The sequence below is a fragment of the Stutzerimonas kunmingensis genome, assembly GCF_021432085.1.
Classification (GTDB): domain Bacteria; phylum Pseudomonadota; class Gammaproteobacteria; order Pseudomonadales; family Pseudomonadaceae; genus Stutzerimonas.
On record NZ_CP090366.1, the window covers coordinates 3,749,828 to 3,772,680 of the forward strand.

20 protein-coding genes and 1 pseudogene are annotated in these 22,853 nt (G+C 59.2%); 13 read left to right on the forward strand and 8 right to left on the reverse strand.

The genetic code is table 11. The features are described from left to right. Positions 1-6: 6 nt before the first annotated feature. Together LW136_RS17825 and glnT are read right to left on the reverse strand one after the other, a co-directional pair. Complete coding sequence (locus LW136_RS17825; RefSeq protein WP_234173308.1) at positions 7-912, reverse strand: class II glutamine amidotransferase; 906 nt, start codon at positions 910-912, stop codon at positions 7-9. An 80-nt stretch (positions 913-992) separates the two neighbouring features. Continuing rightward, the gene (gene glnT / locus LW136_RS17830) at positions 993-2,327 is read right to left on the reverse strand and encodes a type III glutamate--ammonia ligase (protein ID WP_128710004.1); all 1,335 of its coding nucleotides are present in this window, start codon (positions 2,325-2,327) and stop codon (positions 993-995) included. 240 nt (positions 2,328-2,567) lie between these two features. Here glnT and LW136_RS17835 point away from each other — a divergent pair, with 240 nt between their 5' ends. The 9 genes from LW136_RS17835 (at position 2,568) to LW136_RS17875 (ending at position 10,361) form a co-directional block, all read left to right on the forward strand. Further along, positions 2,568-3,164: a helix-turn-helix domain-containing protein gene (locus LW136_RS17835; RefSeq protein ID WP_234173310.1), complete on the forward strand. Its 597-nt coding sequence runs from the start codon at positions 2,568-2,570 to the stop codon at positions 3,162-3,164. Between the two features lie 289 nt (positions 3,165-3,453). Then, complete coding sequence (locus LW136_RS17840) at positions 3,454-3,615, forward strand: hypothetical protein (protein WP_312026720.1); 162 nt, start codon at positions 3,454-3,456, stop codon at positions 3,613-3,615. A gap of 1,045 nt (positions 3,616-4,660) precedes the next feature. Then, positions 4,661-5,506, forward strand: coding sequence for a transporter substrate-binding domain-containing protein (locus tag LW136_RS17845; RefSeq protein WP_128710002.1), 846 nt, complete (start codon positions 4,661-4,663; stop codon positions 5,504-5,506). A gap of 10 nt (positions 5,507-5,516) precedes the next feature. Continuing rightward, complete coding sequence (locus tag LW136_RS17850; protein ID WP_128710001.1) at positions 5,517-6,173, forward strand: amino acid ABC transporter permease; 657 nt, start codon at positions 5,517-5,519, stop codon at positions 6,171-6,173. A gap of 11 nt (positions 6,174-6,184) precedes the next feature. Continuing rightward, complete coding sequence (locus LW136_RS17855; RefSeq protein WP_234173312.1) at positions 6,185-6,820, forward strand: amino acid ABC transporter permease; 636 nt, start codon at positions 6,185-6,187, stop codon at positions 6,818-6,820. A gap of 4 nt (positions 6,821-6,824) precedes the next feature. Further along, positions 6,825-7,631 carry an amino acid ABC transporter ATP-binding protein gene (locus LW136_RS17860; protein WP_023102008.1) on the forward strand — a complete coding sequence of 269 codons (807 nt, stop codon included), beginning with the start codon at positions 6,825-6,827 and terminating at the stop codon, positions 7,629-7,631. Further along, entirely contained in the window at positions 7,628-8,860 is a 1,233-nt protein-coding gene (locus LW136_RS17865) for a M20 family metallo-hydrolase (protein ID WP_128709999.1), read from the forward strand. Before LW136_RS17860 ends, LW136_RS17865 begins: the two co-directional genes overlap by 4 nt. Before the next feature lie 27 nt (positions 8,861-8,887). After that, on the forward strand, positions 8,888-9,601 hold the full coding sequence (locus LW136_RS17870) for a DUF1989 domain-containing protein (RefSeq protein ID WP_128709998.1): 714 nt from the start codon (positions 8,888-8,890) through the stop codon (positions 9,599-9,601). 151 nt (positions 9,602-9,752) lie between these two features. Continuing rightward, positions 9,753-10,361 (forward strand): cupin domain-containing protein, encoded by a 609-nt coding sequence (locus tag LW136_RS17875; protein ID WP_128709997.1) that lies wholly within the window; start codon positions 9,753-9,755, stop codon positions 10,359-10,361. A 348-nt stretch (positions 10,362-10,709) separates the two neighbouring features. Here LW136_RS17875 and LW136_RS17880 read toward each other — a convergent pair. The 3 genes and pseudogenes from LW136_RS17880 to LW136_RS17890 all read right to left on the reverse strand — a co-directional run. Next, a pseudogene (locus LW136_RS17880) lies at positions 10,710-11,021 on the reverse strand (site-specific integrase); the annotation flags it as partial. Between the two features lie 199 nt (positions 11,022-11,220). After that, entirely contained in the window at positions 11,221-12,651 is a 1,431-nt protein-coding gene (locus LW136_RS17885; protein ID WP_046622526.1) for an IS1182 family transposase, read from the reverse strand. A gap of 122 nt (positions 12,652-12,773) precedes the next feature. Beyond that, on the reverse strand, positions 12,774-13,667 hold the full coding sequence (locus LW136_RS17890; RefSeq protein WP_041016101.1) for a LysR family transcriptional regulator: 894 nt from the start codon (positions 13,665-13,667) through the stop codon (positions 12,774-12,776). Positions 13,668-13,848: 181 nt separating this feature from the next. Here LW136_RS17890 and LW136_RS17895 point away from each other — a divergent pair, with 181 nt between their 5' ends. From LW136_RS17895 to LW136_RS17910, 4 genes are all read left to right on the forward strand, one after another. Beyond that, positions 13,849-14,877: an alpha/beta hydrolase gene (locus tag LW136_RS17895; RefSeq protein ID WP_008567191.1), complete on the forward strand. Its 1,029-nt coding sequence runs from the start codon at positions 13,849-13,851 to the stop codon at positions 14,875-14,877. 17 nt (positions 14,878-14,894) lie between these two features. Next, positions 14,895-16,118 (forward strand): MFS transporter, encoded by a 1,224-nt coding sequence (locus tag LW136_RS17900; RefSeq protein ID WP_419586377.1) that lies wholly within the window; start codon positions 14,895-14,897, stop codon positions 16,116-16,118. 18 nt (positions 16,119-16,136) lie between these two features. After that, positions 16,137-16,583: a cyclophilin-like fold protein gene (locus tag LW136_RS17905; protein ID WP_008567189.1), complete on the forward strand. Its 447-nt coding sequence runs from the start codon at positions 16,137-16,139 to the stop codon at positions 16,581-16,583. 110 nt (positions 16,584-16,693) lie between these two features. Further along, positions 16,694-18,124, forward strand: a complete 1,431-nt coding sequence (locus LW136_RS17910; protein WP_046622526.1) for an IS1182 family transposase — start codon at positions 16,694-16,696, stop codon at positions 18,122-18,124. 509 nt (positions 18,125-18,633) lie between these two features. Here LW136_RS17910 and LW136_RS17915 read toward each other — a convergent pair. The 3 genes from LW136_RS17915 to LW136_RS17925 are packed head-to-tail and all read right to left on the reverse strand — an operon-like array spanning position 18,634 to position 22,846. Beyond that, positions 18,634-19,032 carry a hypothetical protein gene (locus LW136_RS17915; protein WP_234173313.1) on the reverse strand — a complete coding sequence of 133 codons (399 nt, stop codon included), beginning with the start codon at positions 19,030-19,032 and terminating at the stop codon, positions 18,634-18,636. A gap of 2 nt (positions 19,033-19,034) precedes the next feature. Beyond that, positions 19,035-21,263 (reverse strand): hypothetical protein, encoded by a 2,229-nt coding sequence (locus LW136_RS17920; protein ID WP_234173315.1) that lies wholly within the window; start codon positions 21,261-21,263, stop codon positions 19,035-19,037. Beyond that, positions 21,260-22,846, reverse strand: a complete 1,587-nt coding sequence (locus LW136_RS17925; RefSeq protein ID WP_234173324.1) for a site-specific integrase — start codon at positions 22,844-22,846, stop codon at positions 21,260-21,262. The genes LW136_RS17920 and LW136_RS17925 overlap by 4 nt, the downstream gene beginning before the upstream one ends. Between the last annotated feature and the right edge of the window lie 7 nt (positions 22,847-22,853).

The window sequence follows — 22,853 nt, forward strand, 5'->3', positions numbered from 1 at the left end:
CGCTCCTCAGACTGCCTCTTTTTCCCAGATATACAGGGTGGCCGGCTCCGGCTCCCAGACCTTGGCTTTCTCGATCCCGGGAAGTGACGCCAGCGCCTGATATTCGGACGCCATGGCCACGTAGTCCTCGGTTTCGGCGAGGATGGCCGGCTTGCAAGAGATCGGATCGCGGATCACCGCGAAGCCATTTCGCGTGCCGATGGCGAAGGTGTAGAAGCCGTCCAGATCGTCCAGGGCATGGTCCAATGCGGTCTTGAGGTCGTCGCCCTCGCGCAGTCGCCAGGTCAGGTAGCCGGCGGCCACCTCGGTGTCGTTACCAGTTTCGAAGGTGATACCGTGGCGCTTCAATTCCTGGCGCATGCGGAAGTGGTTGGACAGTGAGCCGTTGTGCACGAGGCATAGATCAGCCCCGGTGGAAAATGGATGGCTGCCTTCCATGGTGACGGCCGATTCGGTCGCCATGCGGGTATGGCCGATGATGTGGCTGCCCTTCATTTTGGAAAGGCCGAAGCGCTCCGCGATTTCCTGCGGCAGCCCCATGCCCTTGAGAATTTCAATGCTTTGCCCGGCACTCATGATGCGGACGGTAGGCGCCAGTTCGTGCAATGCAGTGCGCAGGCTCGCCTCGTCCGCGTTGGTCTTGAGCACCGCAGCACTGGCGTTCTGGAACCAGTCCAGGGAACAGCCGAGTCGTCCTTCCAGCTGCCCCATCAAGGCGACGTAATCGAACCCGGCTTCCGTTGCCTGCAAGGTCAGCTTGGTCCAGCCCTCGCTCACTTCGTCGCCGTATATGGCGAATCCCGCGCTGTCCGGGCCGCGATCGGTCATGGCCTGCAGCATCGGTTCGAACAGCTCACCGAGCCGGGGCTCCAGCGCGGGGTTTTTCAGGTAAAGACCCACTATTCCACACATATTCAAACGTCCTCATTGCGTTCAGGGGGCGTGCTGCAAACCGCTGTTGGCCAATCAGGCGCGGCGGCGCAGGCAGCGAATCAGAAAAATTCGGTGTAGCGCTGGACTTCCCAGTCGCTCACATGGCGGCTGTACTCGACCCATTCCATGCGCTTGAGCTTGATGAACTCATCGACGATCTGCTGACCCAGCACTTCGCGGAATAACGGGTCCGCTTCGAGCGCATCGCAAGCCTCTTTCAGCGATTGCGGCAGGGTGCCGATGCCCCGCCCGGCAATGTCCTCCAGGCTCAGCGTGTAGAGGTTCTCGTTGCAGGGCTTGCCGGGCTCGAGCTGACGGTCGATGCCATCGAGGCCCGCCGCGATAATCGCAGCGGTGACCAGATAGGGATTGCAACCGGCATCGGGCAGCCGAAACTCGATGCGTCCATAAGGGATGCGCACCATGGCCGAGCGGTTGTTGTTGCCGTAGGTGATGAAGGCCGGCGCCCAGGTCGCGCCGGACAGCGATCGCCCCACCACCAGCCGCTTGTAGGAGTTAACCGTTGGCGCGGCGAAAGCACACAGCGCCGGGCCGTGTGCCAGCAAGCCCCCTATGAAGTGGTAGGCCAGCTTCGACAGCCCCATTCCGCTGGGGTCGCTGTCATCCTGAAACAGGTTTTTGCTGTCGGCACTGCCGATGGACAGGTGAAAGTGCATGCCATTGCCGGCCCGCTTGGGGTCAGGCTTGGGCATGAACGAGCAGACCATCCCCATGTCATGAGCGATCTCTCCCGCCGCCATGCGGAAGAAGGTGAAGCGATCCGCCGAGGTCAGCGCATCGCTGTAGGTGTAGTTGATTTCGAACTGCCCGGGTGCGTCCTCGTGGTCGATCTGATAGATATCGAAATCGACCTTTTGCAGTGCTTCGGTCAGGCGCTCGAGAAAATCGCGGGAGCGCGACAGGCCCTTGTAGTCGTAGCACGGCTTTTCCAGACAATCGCTTTCATCCATCGGCAGCAGCTTGCCGTCTTCGCCGCGCTTGAACAGGCTGAACTCAGGCTCTAGCCCGGTGTTGAGCGTCCAGCCACGCTGCTTGAGGCGCTCCACCTGCTGCATGCAGACGTAGCGGCTGTCATAGGGATGTGGCTCGCCATTGACATGACCGATGCAGAGCACACGCCCGTAACCCGGCTGCCATGGCACTGGCGTAAGGGTCGCAAGGTCGCCTACGGCCATGAAGTCCGGGCCGTGGGGCTCCATCCCCATGCCCCACAATGCGAAGCCGGCAAAACCGGCACCGTTCTCGGCTACGGCTTCAAGCCCGGCGACAGGCACCGACTTGGTCTTGGCCGCGCCATGGATGTCGACAAACTGGGCTAGCACGTATCTGATACCGTGCTGGTCGATAAGTTTTTGGGTTTCAGCAGGCAACATGGAGGGACTCCTCGTCCGATTCAGCGCATTCTGGAGCGGAAACTAAGTTTCCCGACAGGAATGCAAGCTGCTTGCCAAAACGTCGAATGCAACGCTAAATCTTTCCAGGCTTGATGATCACTGGGGCTGCGTTAGTCGTAACTCCTGTTTCACATATCTCTACTCACGAAAAAACAGGAACACCAATATCTTTCCTGGTGCGAAAATATTATTACAAGGCAGAAAACAGTGCAGGACCGAATGACCAAGCCGACCGATACCCCGCCTCGCCTCAAGCTGGAACACCACCTGGGCGTGCAGATAAAACGGCAGCGTCAGGCTCTCGAACTCAAGATCGCTGATGTGGCTCGGATTGCTGGTATCAGCCAGGGGATGCTCAGCAAGATCGAAAACGCTCAGGTTTCGACGAGCCTGGATACCCTTAGTCGGCTGTGCGATGTGCTTGGCCTGCCGATGTCGAAGCTATTCGCGCAATACGACCAGCAGGGCAGCAGCGCCTTGCTCGTAAAAGCAGATGAAGGGCTGGAGGTGGTGCGACGTGGCACCGAAAAGGGCCACAACTATCGGCTTTTGAACCACGTTCGCGGCCCCAAGAAGAGCTTCGAGGCGTACATGATCACCATGGACGATGCCAGTGAGGAATTTCCGACCTTCTCTCACCCGGGCACAGAATTTCTGCACCTGCTCGAAGGCGAAATGATCTATCGCCACGGCAATCAGCTGTTCCGCCTGGAAGCTGGCGACAGCCTGACCTTCGACGGTGAGGTGCCGCACGGGCCGGAGCAGCTGGTGGAGGTGCCGATCCGCCTGTTGTCGGTTATGAACTACGGCGAATGAACCCCGGATCAGGGATGCAGTGGGCTTCGTTTATGTGGGCTTCGCCATAAAAGTGTATGGCCCACGAATCGTTAGCTGGCGGATCTCGCCAGCCCGAACCGACTTTGTGATAGGCTTGGAGTAGGCCCTGTCTGCTCGCCGACGACTTTTCGCCTTTTATCGCTAACACGGTCTAAGCAGCGAGACGGCAGTTGTAGCACAAATAAGACATGACCAAATGGCCGTGCGGGTCACGGGGCAACAAGATCATCCATGCAACCTGCTAGGCTGGCAATGATAGGTGCGCCGCATGTTCGAGAAAGATGTGTTGTTTTTCATCGGCACGATACCAGTTGATGACGTAATGAAAGGGCACATAACAGAAGTGACGGACGCCCCGCTTGCCCGCAGATTGAACCGCCATTCCTCGGGCTGCATGGAGCTGCTGTTCCCAGCCAAGGGGCGCATATAGCGTTGATCATGCAGCGTCATAGGGAGGTGGACTCGTTCTATGAGGCCGCCATGGCAGCTGGCGGACGCGATAATGGAGCACCCGTCAGACCCCATTACCACCCCAACTATTACGCGGCTTATACATTGGCCCCTGACGCCTGGAAGCCGTTTGCCAGCTACCGGCTTAAGCGCCGAGGTTTGTACCCGCCCCAACTGGACCACTGCTAGGGCAACCTTTATCAATATGCTGTCCTTTTTTTCAGTGGGACAAGTAGAAAAGGCACGGGACTGATTGAGAAAACCTCAGTAGCCAATTCATAGCGCGTCTAAGGCCACTTTGCCCGGGTGCCGCCTACGGTGACTGACCGATTGGGTTCCAAGTATCCGTCAGGCTTGAATGCCCGCTCTCAGCCCAAAACGGAGTTAGGGCCAGCCGAGAAATAAATCTGTCTCCATTTTCTCCGCCGGGCATGTTCCACCAAATAGTCGACGAAAGCGCGGTTTTTTGGCCGGCAGTAGCCTCTGGCAAGTAGAGAGATGGCCTGATTCAAATGCCACGCCGGCAGCAGCTTCCCAGGGCACCGCTCTCCAAGTCCGGTACGGCTATCAGCGCCACGCTCAGGCCAAGCAGCGCGCTAATACAGAGCACCTGCGGGTCGCTGACCAGCATGCTGCGGACGCAGCTCCAGCGGCACATGCTCGTCCTTTGCCCAGCGCCATCGACCTCGCGGCCTCGTCGAGGCACCCTGGTACAGTTTTTCTTGGCGGGCCGTTCGCAGCTCTCGATCTGGTCCTGCATCGCTAGAGCCTAGATGACGGACGCCCCGGCTCAGGTTAAGACCGGCCGCAAGGCGCGCTGATGACCGAGACCAGACGACACTTTCCGCGAGCACCATCGCGGCCCATCTAATCTCCCATCTGCTCACCAACGGTGCGCAGTGATCTTCGTTCGAGCCCATTTTTCCCATCCGGCAACCTGTCCGCAGGCTGGCACGATTCATGCTCTTGTACATCTATTCAAGTTGCTTGAATAAATATCCATCTCTTCAAGAAGAGGTCTTGCCATGCAACGCCGTGCCGTGAAAAACCTGACATTTGCCCTGGCCACTCTGCTCGCCAGCTCCCTGGCCCACGCCGACGACCTGCTGCAACGCGTCCAGCAGAGAAAGCAAATCACCATTGCCACCGAAGCCCGCTTCGCACCGTTCGAATCGGTGGAGAACGGCAAGATCGTCGGCTATGGCGCTGATCTGATGACCTACGTGCTCAAGGATCTGCCGGAGGTCAAGGTCAAGCAACTCGACCTACCCTTCCAAGGCATTTTGCCGGGCCTGGATACAGGCAAGTTCGATTTCGTGGTGACCTCTGTGACCGTCAACAAGGCGCGCTTCGAACAATTCGCCTTCACCGTGCCGATCGCCGAGTCCACCGTTGCACTGCTCAAGCGTGGCAATGACGACTCGATCAGCAGCCTGAACGATCTCAACGGCAAAGTGGTCGGTTCGCAGAGCGGCTCCGGCCAACTGCAGGTTCTGCAGGCCTATGACCAGAAACTCAAGGACGCCGGCCAGCCTGGCCTCAAGGCCATTCGTCAATACGTCAGCTTCGACGAGGCGTACGCCGATCTAGCGCTGGGCCGCCTGGATGGCGTTGCCCAGTCGCTGTCCAACCTCGGCCCGCTGATCAAGTCGCGTCCTGGCGTGTTCAGCACGCTCAGCGACATGCTCGGCCCGCAGACCTATTACGGTTGGGTCGGCCGCAAGGATGCGGACAGCGCCAGCCTGGTCAAACTGTTCAGCGACGGTATCGCCCGTGCTAACCGTGACGGCACCATGAAGGCTCTGCAGGAAAAATGGTTCGGCTTCACCATGGATGTGCCGGCCGACGCCATGCCCGAGCCGAGCATCTGAGTCGCTGACCATGGATGACTTCGGCGATCGCTTCGCACTCTATTGGCCTGCTCTGCTCGACGGTGCGCTCACCACACTGTGGCTGTGCCTGGCCGGGATGCTGCTGGGCTTCGTTCTCGGCGTGCTGATCTATCTGCTGGGCAGCAGTCGCAGCCGAGGTTGCGTAGCGTTCGCCAGGGTTTATGTGAGTTTCTTCCGTGGCACGCCGATGCTGGCGCAGTTGCTGCTCCTCTTCTATTTGCCTGCCGGGCTGGGCATGGACGTGCCGGCGCTGGTCGCCGCCGGTCTGGCATTGGCCCTGAATACTGCGGCCTACCAGTCGCAAATCCTGCGTAGCGGTTTCGCTGCTATCCCGGCAGGGCAGCTGGAGGCCGCTGCGGTGTTCAGCATCGGTCGCTGGCGCACGCTGCTGCACATCCAGTTGCCGCAAGTGGTACGCCTGACCCTGCCGGCGCTGATTTCCGAGCTGATCGATGTCATCAAGGTGTCGGCAGTGGTCTCGGTGATCTCCATCACCGACCTGATGCGGGTCAGCCAGCAACTGGTTTCGCAGACTTACCGCCCGTTGGAGGTCTATCTCGTCGCCGCACTGTTCTACCTGGCGCTGACCAGCCTGCTGGCTCTGCTCGGGCGCCAGCTGGAGCGTCGCTGGCAGGCGCGCAGCTGATGGAGAACTGGATGAATCACCTTCCCGATTTCGGCCGTGCGCTCCTGGTCACCCTGGGCATCAGTTTTTCCGGTGCGGCGCTGGGCCTGCTGCTGGGCTTTACCCTCAACGCGTTGCGCCTGGCGGTACCTGGTTTCATTGCTGTGTATCGGTTGTATGTCTGGCTGGTGCGCGGCACACCGTTCCTCGCGCAACTGTTGCTGATCTACTTCGGTCTGCCAGTGCTTGGTGTGACCCTGGACGCCATCGAGGCCAGCATTCTTGCCCTGTGCCTCTACAGCGCGGCCTATTTTGCCGAGTTGCTGCGTTCAGCCTGGGCCAGCGTGCCGATTGGTCAGCTAGAGGCCGCGCAGGTGCATGGTCTGAGCGGCATCCAGACCTTCTGGCACATTCAGACGCCCCAGGCGCTGGCGTTCGCGCTGCCGCTTTTGGGCAACCAGGTGATCCTGACCATCAAGGAAAGCGCGGTGGCGTCGATCATTACCGTGCCGGAGCTGACCATGACCGCCGGACAGATCGTGTCCAACACCTTTTCCTATGTCGTGCCCTACGTGCTGCTGGTGCTTTCGTACTGGCTGCTGACGCTGCTGGTGGGTTTCGCCGCCGCTGCGCTCGGCCGTCGCGCAACGCGTTACCTGCGAGGATGACCCGATGAGCAACCTGCCCCTTCTTGAACTGCGCGGCGTGGGCAAGTCCTACGGCGCCAATACCGTACTGCAGCGCTTCGACCTCAGTGTGCGGGCTGGTGAGATCGTCTCGCTCATCGGCCCCTCCGGCTCCGGCAAGACCACTGCCCTGCGCTGCATGAATTTCCTCGAAGCCTATGACCAGGGCGAGGTATGGATCGATGGCCAGCTGCTTGGTTACAGCGGCCCCGGACGGCGCCCAACCGACCAAGACAGCGCCGCCATCATCGCCGAGGTACGTCGACCGCTGGCCATGGTGTTTCAGCAATTCAATCTCTGGCCGCACATGACGGTGCTCGAAAACGTCATGGCGCCGTTGCTGCTGGGCAAGCGTCTGAACCGAACCGACGCGCGCTCGCTGGCCGAGGCCGCTCTGCAAAGGGTTGGCCTGGCAGCCAAGATTGGCGCCTATCCGGCACGACTGTCCGGTGGGCAGCAACAGCGCGTCGGCATCGCCCGGGCGCTGGCGGTCAAGCCTCGCCTAATGCTGCTCGACGAGCCGACGTCGGCGCTTGATCCGGAACTGGTAGAAGAGGTACTGCAGGTGATTCGCGGCCTGGCCAGCGACGGCATGACCATGGTCATGGTAACCCACGAGATGAGTTTCGCCGCACAGATATCCAGCCAGGTGGTGTTCATGGAAGCTGGGCAGATCGTCGAAACCGGTGCGCCGGCGACGATGTTCCAGGCACCCGCCACCGACCGCCTGAGGCAGTTCCTCAAACCCTGGTTCAACCGCAGCCTGACGCCACGCCAGGAGATGTGCCAATGAATGCCGAACGGGTGATGGCGGCGGTGCGTGCCGAGCGCCTGCATGGCCTGCTCGATACCCTGGCCGGATTCGGCGCGTTACAGGCCGGCGGGATGAATCGCCAAGCGCTTTCTGCAGAAGATTTCGAGGCGCGTGCCTGGCTGATCGGCGAGGCGCAGCGTATCGGTTGCCGCGTATGGACGGATGCCTGCGCCAATCTGTTCATCCGCCTCGACGGCCTGGAGGATCTCCCGCCGGTGATGACCGGCAGCCATATCGATACCCAGCCCAGCGGTGGTCATCTGGACGGCTGCTACGGCGTGATGGCCGGTCTGGAGTGCCTGCTGGCGCTGCACGATCAGGGCTTGCGCACGCGCCGCCCCATCGAATTGGTGGTGTGGACGAACGAAGAGGGAAGTCGTTTCAGCCCCGGAGCCATGGGCTCCAGCGCCTTCGTCGAACCGACCCGCATGGCTGCCTATCGAGACAGCCTGGATGCTTCGGGCGTCAGTGTCGGTGAGGCTCTGGACGAGCATGCCCGACGTTTCGCCGGGCTACCGCTGCGCGACAGGATCGCCGCGCATGCTTTCGTCGAACTGCATATCGAACAGGGACCGGTGCTGGAACGCGCGGGTGTGCCGCTTGGCGTGGTATCCGGCATTCAAGGTGTGCGCTGGTACCAGGTGCGCTGCCATGGTGCCTCCGCCCATGCCGGCACTACGCCGATGGACATGCGTCAGGATGCGATGCTGCTGGCTACCGGCTGCCTGCCAGCCATCGACGCCCTGGCCGAGCGCCTGGCGGGCACCGACAAGCGCCTGACCTTCGGACGCTGGCACGTGCTGCCCAACTCGATCAACACAATAGCCGGAGAGGTGACTTTCAGCATCGACTTCCGGCACGCCGACAGTGCCGTGCTGGACGCCTTCGACGCGGCGCTGGCCGATTGCCTGCCCGCGCAGGCCGAACTGCAGATGCTCTTCAGCCATCCGCCAGTGGCGTTCGATGCAGCTGTCGTCGACGTGCTTCAGCAGGCCGTCGACGCCACTGGCGAAGCATCCCTGAGCCTGCGCTCGGGCGCCTTTCACGATGCCATGTACCTGGCGACGCATTGCCCGACCGGCATGCTATTCGTGCCGAGCCGCGACGGCATCAGCCACAACCCCAAGGAATACACCGAACCTTCCCAGCTCGAAGTCGGCGCCCGTGCGCTGGCCTGGAGCCTCGTCCAACTGGCCGAACAAGCCTGACCTGTCCTTGCCCACCTAGGAGCGACCATGAGCCATTCGAACCACGCCCACGATTACCCCGCCTGCTGCCAGCTCGACAACGGCGCCTCGCTGGGCACCAACGCCACCCTCAATGAGCCGCTGTCGGCCGACGGTACGCCGGAACTCGGCAAGACCTACACCGTGCCGGCACGCTGCGGCCGTGCCGTGCGCTTGAAGGCGGGTGAGGTCATCAAGATCATCAACACCCACGGCACCCAGGTGTGCGACACCTGGCTGTTCAATGCCAAAGACCTCAGCGAATTCCTCTCCATGGAACATGCCCGCGCGCATATCGACCGAATCATTCCGAAGGCGGGTGACGAGCTGTTCAGCAACCGCCGCCGGACCATCGGCACGCTGCTCACCGACACCTCGCCAGGCGTGCACGACACCCTGATCGCCGCCTGCGATCTGCATCGCTACACCAACCTCGGTGTTGAGGGTTACCACGATAGCTGCGCCGACAATATGCGCCTGGCCTTGCAGGCCATCGGTCTGCGTGCCCGCGAAGTTCCTCAGCCGTTCAACCTGTGGATGAACATTCCGGTCAATTCGGACTACAGCATCGAGTGGCTGCCTCCGGTATCCAAGGCCGGTGACTACGTGGAGATCCAGGCAGCCATGGACTGCGTGGTGGTGATGTCGGCCTGCCCACAGGACATCGTGCCGATCAACGACCTGAATCCGGTGGAAGTGCACTTTGTGGTCAGTGCCGGCTAATCGGCTGGCAGGTTTAAGCCCTCTGGCACGGGCTTGGCTTGACGGCTAGCAGTGGCGGTGAGGTGGGCACGGCTTAAACTCCGCGCCCGCCTTGGACGATACTGCGCCGCTCATAGCTGCTCCCCTTTGTCACTCATTGATTGAGATGCGCATGCGTAAACCCAGTCCTACCCCTTCTTCCAAGGCTCACCACACCGACGGTCTGCCCAGCCTGGGCATGCGCCTGCGCCATGCACGCAAGGTTGCCGGGCTGACCCTCAAGCAGGTGGCCGTCGCCGCCAGCTGCTCGGAGAGTCTGATCTCCAAGCTGGAGAACGATGCGGCGTCACCTTCGCTGGCGATGCTTCACCGCCTGGCAGGGGCCCTGGGTAGCAACGTGTCGACACTCACATCGGAGGAGTGGGTATCCGATGAGCCGGTGCTGCGTGCTGGAGACAGGCCGGTGAAGCGTTTCGTCAAACGCAACAAGGATGGCGAGATCGGTCTGGAGCGCATCACCCATCTGCAGAAGGGCGGCCTGCTGCAGGGCAATATCCACATTGTGGCTCCAGGGGTGGCCAGCGATGGTCTGATTGAGCATCCCGGCGAGGAAATGGGTTACGTACTCACGGGCAGTATCGAGCTTACTATCGGTGAGCACACCTACAGCCTGACGGCGGGCGATGCTTTTCATTTTCCCAGCAGCCTACCCCATGGTTACCGAAACGGTGGCGACAGCGAAGCGCGTATTCTCTGGGTCAATACCCCAGTTACCTTCTGATCGTGTGTCCCTCTGCCTGCCAGGAAATGGCGCAACGAGCTGCCAGCCAGGTGCTACTCGCCAAGAGGCCGCGACAGATGCCCTCTCTAGCGTCCAGTCAGCGCCCTCCGAGACAACGGGAACCGTTGCCGTCCAGCCATATCCGGTCGAATCAGTTGATGCATTGGTAGCCGCAGCTAACACCGTAGCGAACCTTGACAGTCCAAGTGGGACTGCCATCTAAAGCCCGCTTTTGGCCGGTTAGCGACGGCCTGGCTTCAACCGTCGCTATGCATGGTCAAACCTCGGTCTGTTCCGCCATCTCTAGGGCATCATCGACCTCAATCCCCAGATATCGAACGGTGCTCTCCAGGCCGCGAGAGCAGACCGTGTTTGCTCAGTGATCTCGAACTGCACCGGCCGCTGCGTTTTCTGCTGCATAACCATGGCTCGTGATGACACGTGCTCACCATGAGCAACGTCGCGCACACGAAGTTTGGTTAAGTCGCAGGCTCGAAGCTTGCTGTCGAGGGCCAGATCGAAGAGAGCCAGATCCCGGGTTCTTTCTGCAATTTGCAGCCTTACTCGGATGGCCCAGATATCTCTAAGCCGGAGCGGGGCTTTCTGCCCGACCAGTTTTCCTTCGCTCCAGGGCTGACGGCTGCAGGTAGCGATAAGGATGGCCAGCCAGAGCAGTGGTCGCTAACGGCCCAGACCGTGTAAAAACGCAGCAAGCGATGGTAATCAACTGCCGGTGGATTTTCTCAGCGCCCAGAAGGCCTCCGGATGCACAATCAGGCGCATTCGGTGATTCTGGTTGCTATGGCACTTTAGGCTTCGGCATGACTGATGGAGGACGGTAGGACTCGTAAAACAGGCCTCAGGCCTTCATCGCTGCCATCAGGGCACCGCTGCCCAGCAAGTTCAACACGCGTTTGAAGTTGTAGGCGAGCACATGCAGGCTCATCTCGGTGCTCACCCGGTCGAGCGTTCGGGTGAGGAAATGAGTAGCGCCCATCCAGGCCTTCAACGTGCCGAACGGATGCTCCACCGTCTGACGGCGGATGCGCATCATCTCCGGTGCCTGATCCAGGCGAGTCTGCATCGCATCGAGCACCGACTCATGCTCCCAGCGACTCACCCGGCGCTGTGCGCTCGGTGTGCACTGATCTTTCAACGCACACCTTTGGCAGTTCGAACTCCAGTAACGGTGCAGCTTTAGTCCTTTCTCGACGTGTGAGAAGCGCCAGATCAGGCTTTGCCCTGCTGGGCAACGGTACTCGTTCCTTGCTGCGTCATAGATGAAGTCACCTTTGCCAAAGCGGCCAGCCGCTGTCGCTCCCGACGTCAGCGTCTTGGGCACGAAAGCGGTGATGCCAGCTTCGTGGCAGGCGAGGATTTCCTCACTCTTGAAATAGCCTCGGTCAGCGACCACCGAGAGCGCTTCCACGCCCATCGCTTCCCGCGCCTGCATGGCCACGTTACTCAATTGGTCACGGTCGACACCGTCGTTGGTGACTTCGTGCGTCACGATCAGGTGATGCTTCGCATCGACCGCAGCTTGGACGTTGTAACCGACCATCCCGGTGCCGCGCGTCATCATCGAGCGTGCATCAGGATCGGTCAGTGAGATCTGCTTGTCTGGGGCGGTTTGGAGCTGGGTCTCGATGGCCTGGAGTTCCTGCATCTTCACTTTCAACGCCGCGATCTTGCTGTGCAGTCGCTCGACCTTGGCTTGTGCCACGGCAGGCTCCTGCCGATCGGCAGTGTCCAGAGCGGTAAGGTAGCGGCTGATGCTGGATTCGATTTCCTCCATCCGCCGTTGCAACTTAGCACTGGTGAAGTTGCGATCACGATTGTTGACCGCCTTGAACTTGCTGCCGTCGATAGCCACTAGCGCTTCGGCGAACAGACCGAGCTGCTGGCACAGCACGACGAACTGCCGACAAACGCCGCGGATGGCCTTACCGTTGTCCTTACGGAAGTTGGCGATGGTCTTGAAGTCCGGCATCAGGCGCCCGGTCAACCACATCAGCTCAACGTTGCGCTGGGTCTCTCGCTCAAGGCGGCGACTGGACTGGATGCGATTGAGGTAGCCGTAGATGTAGATCTTCAGCAGGACGGCAGGATGGTAAGCAGGCCTACCAGTTTCTGCGGGGACAACACCCTCGAAACCGAGTCGACCAAGGTCGAGTTCATCGACGAACACATCGACCACACGCACCGGGTTGGTGTCCGCCACGTAGTCATCCAGGCTCTCGGGAAGCAACACACTTTGGCCTCGATGCTCTCCCTGGATAAAACGCTTCATCGGCATTCCCCACTGATTTGAATCCATCAAATCACAGCAAGGTCGATGCCAGCGTTTTTACACAGCCTGGGCCAAAAGCGGACATCGAGGACACGATGTTTAGCCAATCCGTCGTTTTGGCTCTACCTCGTTACTCGCAACGCTTCGAGTACGAGCGCGAATGCAGGCGATGGTTGTCTACGACTTGGATAGTAGAGGTGATAGCCGGAAAACGGCTCGCACCAGTCCTCCAGCACACGAATCAGCCGGCCCTCCTCAAGGTGAGGGGCGAACTCGTCTTCGGGTAGATAGGCGATTCCCAAGCCGCCGACGGCGGCGTCCGCAATATGGGTCGTGGTGTTGAACACCAGTTGCCCTTCGACCCTCACCCTCAGCTTTTTGCCTTTGCGCTCGAACTCCCAGGCATCCACTCCACCATAGGTTGGGAAGCGGATATCGATGCAGCGATGCGCAGCCAGATCATTAGGGTGCGTGGGGATGGGGTGTTCGACGAAATAGCTGGGGGCTGCTACTGCTGCCATGCGCAGATCGCCGCCGATGGGCACCGCGATCATGTCCTGAGCCACCGTCCCGCTGAAGCGCACGCCAGCATCGAAACGCTCAGCCACGATGTCACGGAAGCCGTAGTTGATATCGAATTCGAGCTTGATATCCGGAAAGGCCTCCAGGACGGGTATCAGCTTGGGCAGCAAGGTCGTCTTGATGATGTTGTCACCACAGGTGATACGCACCGTGCCGGCCGGTTTGTCGCGTAGCTCGGTCAAGGCATCCAGCTCGGCTTCGATTTCATCGAAGCGGTGGCCGATAGCCTCCATTAATCGTTCACCAGCGTCCGTCAGCGAAACACTGCGGGTGGTGCGTGTGAGCAGGCGAATCTGTAGCCGTGCCTCCAGCCCAGACACCACCTGACTGACCGCCGACTGGGTGACGCCCAGGTGCGCTGCCGCGCGCGTGAAGCTGCCTTCACGAGCCACTGTCACGAAGGCCTGGAGGTCGTTGAAGTTATGCCGAGGCATGTGCCTATCCTCTGATTGAGTAGAAGAGCTTATAGCGGCTTTAAGCATTCATTAGCTAATCAAAGACTAATTCTTTCACGACAATGTTCTCTCTCCCCCTTGCGTCTTCATACGCGAGCGGGCCCACGCAATCGCCAGAGCCAGCTCGACGATTGTCTTCAACCCGTGAGAGGACGATCCCATGAACAGACTTTTTTTGGCGCTGGGCCTTCTGCTCAGCTCATTCACGGCTCTCGGAGCCGACATGTCCAACGGTGCAGACAATTTCTTCAAGAGCGACAAGGTGACCATGGAGAAGGTCAGCTTCAACAACCAGTACCAGCTGAAGGTGGTGGGCAATCTGTTCATCCCCAAGAGCGTAAGTAAGTCCGCACGCAGCCCGGCTATCATCGTTGGCCATCCCATGGGGGCAGTGAAGGAGCAGAGTTCCAACCTGTATGCCCAAAAACTGGCGGAGCAAGGCTTCGTTACCTTGGCGTTGGACTTGTCGTTCTGGGGCGAGAGCGAGGGTAGCCCGCGCAACGCCGTTCTCCCCGACATGTACGCGGAAGATTTCAGTGCAGCCGTCGATTATCTCGGCACCCAGGCGTTCGTGGATCGGCAGCGCATCGGTGTGCTGGGCATCTGCGGGAGCGGCAGCTTCGTCATCAGTGCGGCCAAGATCGACCCGCGCATGAAGGCGATTGCAACTGTCAGTATGTATGACATGGGGGCGGCCAATCGCGACGGCCTCAAGCATTCGCAAACGCTGGAGCAGCGCAAGCTGGCAATCGCCGCAGCAGCTGAGCAGCGTTACGTGGAGTTCACCGACGGCAAGACTCAGTACACCAGCGGCACCGTGCATGAGCTGTCGGACGATACCCACCCAATCCAGCGTGAGTTCTTCGATTTCTATCGCACTGTGCGAGGCGAGTTCAGCCCGGCGGGCTCCAGCCCAGAGCTGACTACCCACCCGACGTTGACCAGCAATATCAAGTTCATGAACTTCTACCCGTTCGCGGATATCGAGACAATCTCCCCGCGGCCGATGCTCTTTATTGCCGGCGAGAGCGCTCACTCGCGCGAGTTCAGCGAAGAAGCCTTCCGCTTGGCCGGCGAATCCAAGGAGCTTTTCATCGTCCCCAACGCCGGGCATGTCGACCTGTATGACCGGGTGAATCTGATTCCTTTCGACAAGCTCACCCAGTTCTTCCAGAACGCCCTGAAGTGATCGGCCAGGCAGGCACCATGACTAGCCAACTTGCCGACCATCCAGGCGCCATCGCCATAGCCACCGACCAGCCGCTTTCCCGCCCCAGTCACTGGGGTGGGGTCTTGGCAATGACGCTCTGCGTCTTTGCCCTGATCGCCTCGGAGTTCATGCCCGTCAGTCTGCTGACGCCACTGGCAACGGATCTTCAGGTCAGCGAAGGCGTTGCAGGGCAAGGTATCGCCATCTCCGGTGCGTTCGCCGTGCTGACCAGCCTGTCGATTACCTGGCTGGCCGGGAGCATGGATCGCAAGATGCTTCTGCTCATCCTGACGGGCCTGATGGCGATCTCCGGCGTGGTGATAGCGCTCGCGCCGAGCTTCACCCTCTACATGGTGGGACGAGCATTGCTAGGAGTGGTCATCGGTGGCTTCTGGTCAATGTCGGCAGCCACGGCCATGCGCCTGGTGCCCGATGATCAGGTGCCCAAGGCGCTGGCCATCTTCAACGGTGGCAACGCCTTGGCCACGGTGATCGCGGCGCCGCTGGGCAGCTACCTGGGCTCGGTAATCGGTTGGCGTGGGGCGTTCCTCTGCCTGGTGCCGGTAGCGCTCATCGCACTAGTCTGGCAGTGGCTCAGCCTTCCGAGTATGAGGGCCCAGGTGCGAAAGAGTCCTGCACCCACTGTTTTCAGGCTGCTTGGGACTCGCTCGGCGGCGTTCGGCATGGCGGCTTGCGGAGCCTTCTTCATGGGGCAGTTTGCTCTGTTCACCTACCTCCGGCCCTTCCTCGAAACGGTGACCTTGGTCGATGCTACTTCGCTGTCATTGATCCTCCTGGTTATTGGCGTAACCGGTTTGGGTGGAACGCTGTTCATCGGCTCACTACTGAAAAAGGGCCTGTATCGCACGTTGTTTACTATTCCAGTGCTGATGGCGGTTATTGCCCTCGCGCTGATCCCTGCCGGTAGCTGGGTCGTTCCGGTGGCGATATTGCTGGGCCTGTGGGGGCTGATGGCCACGGCAGCGCCTGTTGGCTGGTGGAGCTGGATTGCACAAGTGCTGCCTAATGATGCCGAGGCAGGTGGTGGGCTGATGGTGGCAGTGGTGCAGTTAGCCATTGCATCGGGCTCAACACTGGGCGGCTGGTTGTTCGACAACAGCGGCTACCAGAGCACCTTTACTGCAAGTGCAGCCATTCTGCTGCTTGGCGCAGCCCTTACCGTTTTGGCCATGCGTGCGCAGACGGGCCAGCCAGGTTGAGGGGGGGGAGTCTTCGATATGAATAAGCTCAGCCAACATTTCTGCCTCTCGGGCGTCCGGCTCTGCCTGTTGTTAATGCTCAGTGGCTGCGCATTCGCGGAGACAACTCTGAAGGAGGATCGTATGTGGATGACCGTTGGCGAACACCGCTTCGCAATCACCCTGGACGATAGCGAGACCTCACGGGCACTTGCACAGCTATTACCCCTTACCCTGGACATGAGCGAACTCAACGCCAACGAGAAATATGCAAGCCTGCCGCAGCGGCTGCCAGCCAGCGCAGTAAGGCCCGGCACGATCCGCAATGGTGATCTGATGCTGTATGGCACGGATACGCTGGTGATTTTCTACCGGACGTTTGAGTCGACCTACTCCTACACCCGGATTGGTCGTGTCGATAGCCCCAATGAGCTAGCCGAAGCTCTAGGCCGGGTCGATGTGACTATTCACTTCTCTGTGAACTAGGAGCGGCGCGAAGCCAGCTGAGTGAATGTCCGCTTCTGGCCCAGGCTGTGTAAAAACGCTGGCATCGACCTTGCTGTGATTTGATGGATTCAAATCAGTGGGGAATGCCGATGAAGCGTTTTATCCAGGGAGAGCATCGAGGCCAAAGTGTGTTGCTTCCCGAGAGCCTGGATGACTACGTGGCGGACACCAACCCGGTGCGTGTGGTCGATGTGTTCGTCGATGAACTCGACCTTGGTCGACTCGGTTTCGAGGGTGTTGTCCCCGCAGAAACTGGTAGGCCTGCTTACCATCCTGCCGTCCTGCTGAAGATCTACATCTACGGCTACCTCAATCGCATCCAGTCCAGTCGCCGCCTTGAGCGAGAGACCCAGCGCAACGTTGAGCTGATGTGGTTGACCGGGCGCCTGATGCCGGACTTCAAGACCATCGCCAACTTCCGTAAGGACAACGGTAAGGCCATCCGCGGCGTTTGTCGGCAGTTCGTCGTGCTGTGCCAGCAGCTCGGTCTGTTCGCCGAAGCGCTAGTGGCTATCGACGGCAGCAAGTTCAAGGCGGTCAACAATCGTGATCGCAACTTCACCAGTGCTAAGTTGCAACGGCGGATGGAGGAAATCGAATCCAGCATCAGCCGCTACCTTACCGCTCTGGACACTGCCGATCGGCAGGAGCCTGCCGTGGCACAAGCCAAGGTCGAGCGACTGCACAGCAAGATCGCGGCGTTGAAAGTGAAGATGCAGGAACTCCAGGCCATCGAGACCCAGCTCCAAACCGCCCCAGACAAGCAGATCTCACTGACCGATCCTGATGCACGCTCGATGATGACGCGCGGCACCGGGATGGTCGGTTACAACGTCCAAGCTGCGGTCGATGCGAAGCATCACCTGATCGTGACGCACGAAGTCACCAACGACGGTGTCGACCGTGACCAATTGAGTAACGTGGCCATGCAGGCGCGGGAAGCGATGGGCGTGGAAGCGCTCTCGGTGGTCGCTGACCGAGGCTATTTCAAGAGTGAGGAAATCCTCGCCTGCCACGAAGCTGGCATCACCGCTTTCGTGCCCAAGACGCTGACGTCGGGAGCGACAGCGGCTGGCCGCTTTGGCAAAGGTGACTTCATCTATGACGCAGCAAGGAACGAGTACCGTTGCCCAGCAGGGCAAAGCCTGATCTGGCGCTTCTCACACGTCGAGAAAGGACTAAAGCTGCACCGTTACTGGAGTTCGAACTGCCAAAGGTGTGCGTTGAAAGATCAGTGCACACCGAGCGCACAGCGCCGGGTGAGTCGCTGGGAGCATGAGTCGGTGCTCGATGCGATGCAGACTCGCCTGGATCAGGCACCGGAGATGATGCGCATCCGCCGTCAGACGGTGGAGCATCCGTTCGGCACGTTGAAGGCCTGGATGGGCGCTACTCATTTCCTCACCCGAACGCTCGACCGGGTGAGCACCGAGATGAGCCTGCATGTGCTCGCCTACAACTTCAAACGCGTGTTGAACTTGCTGGGCAGCGGTGCCCTGATGGCAGCGATGAAGGCCTGAGGCCTGTTTTACGAGTCCTACCGTCCTCCATCAGTCATGCCGAAGCCTAAAGTGCCATAGCAACCAGAATCACCGAATGCGCCTGATTGTGCATCCGGAGGCCTTCTGGGCGCTGAGAAAATCCACCGGCAGTTGATTACCATCGCTTGCTGCGTTTTTACACGGTCTGGGCCGATTTCTGCCTGTCGGCACTTGCCGAGATCGCCAGAAGCGGACAGTCAGCACTGACTACGTATCTGGGTTGATTCAATGGTGGTCAGGCCTCGTCGTCTACCTCGATCGGCTGGATCAATTCCGGCCCATGGTTGCGTACGTTCCCTTCCGCCTTACTCACACGGTACCACTCAAATTCCTCGGCCGGCCTTGGTGCAGCAGCATCTGTTCTGCCCGGTGGTTGGTAGTGGTGGGGGCTATCCATTCCCCTTCCAGAACGTAGCGCGGAGTATGGTCCGAATGCTCGGATTTCAGGTCGTAGCTGAGTCTTTTCCAGGTAAATTTCTGACACCGGATCAGGTCTTTTTTCGAAGCTGTGAAACCGGCCGCTCCAACATCGATTGCGTTAGCCCGTGCATATCCGCATTGGCTTGCCAGATCAAAAACCGGCTATGCATATCTCGAACAGCAGCTAGCAGCTTCTGATTGCTTGCTGTCAGCTTCTCAATGTGCTCGTTGGCTACCTGAATATCGCTAATCCAGCCCGACTTCAACTTCTGAGCCTTCAATGCCGCCTTGCAATTCTTCATCGCTAAATCCACGGCAGGTAGTTTCATCAGGGACTGGCGAGCACGACTGATACCCAGTTTTTCTTTGCAGGCCTCAACTAGCAAAGGCCAAGTCAGCTTCGGCTCTGACCATTCTTCAATCAGCTTAATGATGCGTTTCTCATCCTTTGGCGTTAAATGCCCCATCGTTAACCCTCGATCTCATCCAGCAAAGCCAGGACGTCATCCAAAGATGGCAACGCCTCTTGCGCTTGGTCCTCTTCAATGGCGTTGACTTCGATCAGCCCCGACATTGCGGCGGCGTTCCTGGCCAGTGTCCAGCCGTTATCAGCGTTCCACACGATGGCACCATTTTCGAGTTCGGGGTTTTCCAGCGTTTGGATGAACGCCTCGCATTTATAAAGCTTCTCACCCAGTTTTTTAGCTGACTCCGACGCCCCAAAAACACCCCGAGACTGCGCATCCAGGGCTTTATCGAGGCGGAGTTTCAGGTCGTCGCGTTCTCCCTTGAGGTTGCCAAGCTTCACGTCATCCCCTTTGACGCAACCGAGCAGCCCGCAGTCCAAACAGGCTCCCATTTTCGGGCAGGGCTCGGAAGCAAAGTTGTGCACACAGACGCCGAGATGGGTTTGATGAATAATGCGGTCTTGCTCACCCTCACTCAGCTCCCTCACATCAACCAGGCTCAGCGGCTGATTGGTTTTGACCTTGTCCAAACGCTGAGCAGCGTTGCTGTGCTTCGTTTTAGGGTGGTAAGCCGCAACCCCTTGGGTTCGTTCCTCGATGGTTTCATGGTTGTAGACCGATCCCATCGTCGTGCGCCCGGAGAAGGCGTCAATCAGGAGTTGCGACAGACCGGCCTGGTGCATCCGCGTGTTCAATTCGTGCCGAAACGCATGCGTGTTGACCTTGACACCGGGGTAGCCATAGCGCTCGAACAGGCTTTGCTTTCTCTGTTTGTTCGTACAGCCTAATTGCACGTTCAGTCGGACAGCGCTCGCCGCGATGTCCACGCCAAACCCGTGTTTCACAGCGTTAGCTGAGTCTTCAACCAGTGCTCCTGTGCGCACGGTGAACAACGCATCACGGTACTTCACCCGAGCTTTACCCTCCGTGTACGGCGTGGTGTACGGAAAATCCTTTGGAAGATACTTTTCACGCAACAGCAAATTGAGCTTGCGCAGCGTGAGCACACACCGGTCGTCATACGCATAACCCTGGATTCCTAGCTTGCCCTTAACATATACGCGTTTCCCTACGCTATCCCACCCGCCACGGATCTCGGCCAAGAGGGCTCTGGCGGCGGGGCTGAGCGCCTTTTTCTCCATGCTTTTCAGGAACACTTTTTTGAATGTGCTTCGCCATTCGGTGCAATCACTAACGGCGATTTTCAGCGCGGCGCAGGCTTCGGCGTATGTGAGCGGTTCATCAGGCCCCTTGGGTGGCAGTCCTTGATGGGGCGGAAACTCATCGGGATGATCTTCCAGCCAGGCGGCGTAAGCCCGCGCCTCATCGGTGATCTGTTTCAGTAACGTGATAGCACGCTCGACGACCGGCTCCATCTCAGGCTTAACGACGGGCTTCAGCGTCACCTGGTTTATCTTTTCCGCATACCAGCGCAGGAACATGCGCCGATTGCCCTGGGTATCCTCTTTGAATACCAGGCAATCCAACTCAACATCCGCCAATTCACCCACGCGACTGGGTGCGCTCAGCAACAGCACACAGGCGGATGTCACAACGGTATCGAGGGGGCGGGTCAATTCGTTAGTGAACACTTCCCCGAGTGCTCTGATCGCGTCAGGGTTGGGCAGCTTCTGTTCCCGATCCGCTTTTTGCTGCTTGAGCGTGCCACGGCGCATCTGTGTCAGCGGAGAGGTCCACCGGAAATCCAACTTGAGCAGTTTGGATGCCCGCATCAGGGTGATGAGGGCCTCCAATGACTTACTGCAAAGGTATGCGGTGTTACCTTTTGTCCAGTGACGGGTCATGTGCTCGCACGCTATATTACAGACAGCGGCGGACACCCGCGTCACATCGCGCGTGCCGGTCAATTCGAACAAGGCGACTTCCAGCGCGCTCAAGGCTCCCTGCCAGCCTCTCATCGCCTTTTTCTGCAAATACACCTTTCGGTACACCATTATGGCTTTGGCAAACTCCATGAAGGGTGCCTGCATCGCCTTTGGGGCAACTTTGGTCGATCCGAGCGCCGTGAAGCTACAGCCTTCAAAGCCATGCAAGTGCCAACTGCCGTCTTCCCAGCGAATACTCGCGTGCACTCGTTTGGGAATGCCTTTGGGCAGGGTCTGTTTTGCCCAATCGATAAACGCTGCGAGCTGAGCCTCCGCAGCGAGCTGGCTCCTGGGCTTAAAAACGACAATGTTGTTCGTCGGTTCAGAATAAACCGCATCGGTCATTCGACTTTCCTCCCTAATCGGAGCATGGCCTCACAATCCAGAATCACCTTGCGGCACGCCAGAATGACCCGATCCCAGAGCACACCGGTCGTTTTATCTGTGGCAATGGTTTGCGCCCGACGACGTTCCAATCGCTCAAGGACCGAGCGGTGATCGGCATGCAGAAGGGGTTGGAATTTTCCGCATGCGTAACAGGTGTCCGGCGCATCGAGATGGCAGGCGGCAGTGGCACCGCATACTGCCACATCCTCAAGTTGTCGATCCGCTCGATCCCCATTTTTCGCTGAGGTACGATCCGTGACGATGATCCCGGTGAACGCATTCACAACCAAGGCCAGATGGTCGCTCATCTTCGCGTCGATCAACGCCAGCAACTCCGACGACACAGCTCGGTACCTTCGCACTGTCTTAGTATTTTTGTGCATCAATGCACGGGCCATCGTCCACTCATCCAGTCCCGCATTGGAAAGATCCGTGCCCAAGGTGTGCTTGAACCGGTGCCCCCGCGTCACTTTCAGCGACTGATGGGTGCGAGGCGAAATCGGAAAGCCCTCCATCCGCTCGATGCGACTAAGCCAACGCCTGATCGTGCCTGATCCGACATGAAAGTTCGGCTGCGGCGCGTCTTCGAGGCCTTTTTGAAGGGGGCTATCGATTAAGACAGGGAGATTCATCCGCTCCCAAGGCCCTGCTTCATCATCCAGCTTCCGACGAAAGAGGGGCACATTTGCAATGGCTGAATTCCAGTCGGCACCGTCTGGATACGTTTGCCAGAGTTGCGCCAGAACCATTGCCTTGTAGGCCTGCACGGTGTTGTAGAGGTCCTCGTCCAGACTGAATATTTCGGACTTTACTCGCCAACCCGCCTCGTCGCCTTTTTGCTTTGCCCAGTGAAACCTGACCTTGCAGCCCTGATCGATCTTCGTGAAATCACCAAAGACCATCATTCGCACCTGAGCGCCACGTTGCCCATAAATCATCATCAGGCGCAGGTATAGGTAGCGCTCGCAATTTAACTGCCCGTGACAAAACTGCTCATGCATCCATTGATGCAGCGCGTCCTGCTCCACCTGCGTGAACGGACCTTGTTCGGGGTCCAGGCTGAGGATCACATCGTTGCTGGAACACTTTTTCCTGGGCAGTGCCTGGTAGGCATCGATCAGGGGTTGCGACGGGCGCTGTTTGAGGGATTCGCAGTCGTGCCAAAAGGCCATGAAAGAGGAAATACCACTGAACTCATTGGCGCTAAAGCGCTCCCGCAGAGCGATCAGGTGATCCTCGTTGAGCGGATCAATCCCGGCCTGAGCAGCCCGCGACAACCCACTGGCGGCGGTAGCAACCGTGCTCGCTGCCATATCAACCATTCGGTACGCTAGGGCGGCGTGCAACCAGGGCTGCCAATCCGGCGAGACGCAAGCAATAGCGGCTCTCCAGTTGACTGGATTACTAGCCGATTTATCCGGTTTCCACATCGGTTCGGCTGGTGTGAACACCTCCCCGCACTTGGCCAGGCGAGGCGTGTTCAGCCATGCATCGAGGCTGTCCTTCGTGGGTGCCTGAAGTGCTCCGACGGCGATGTTCACTCTGAAC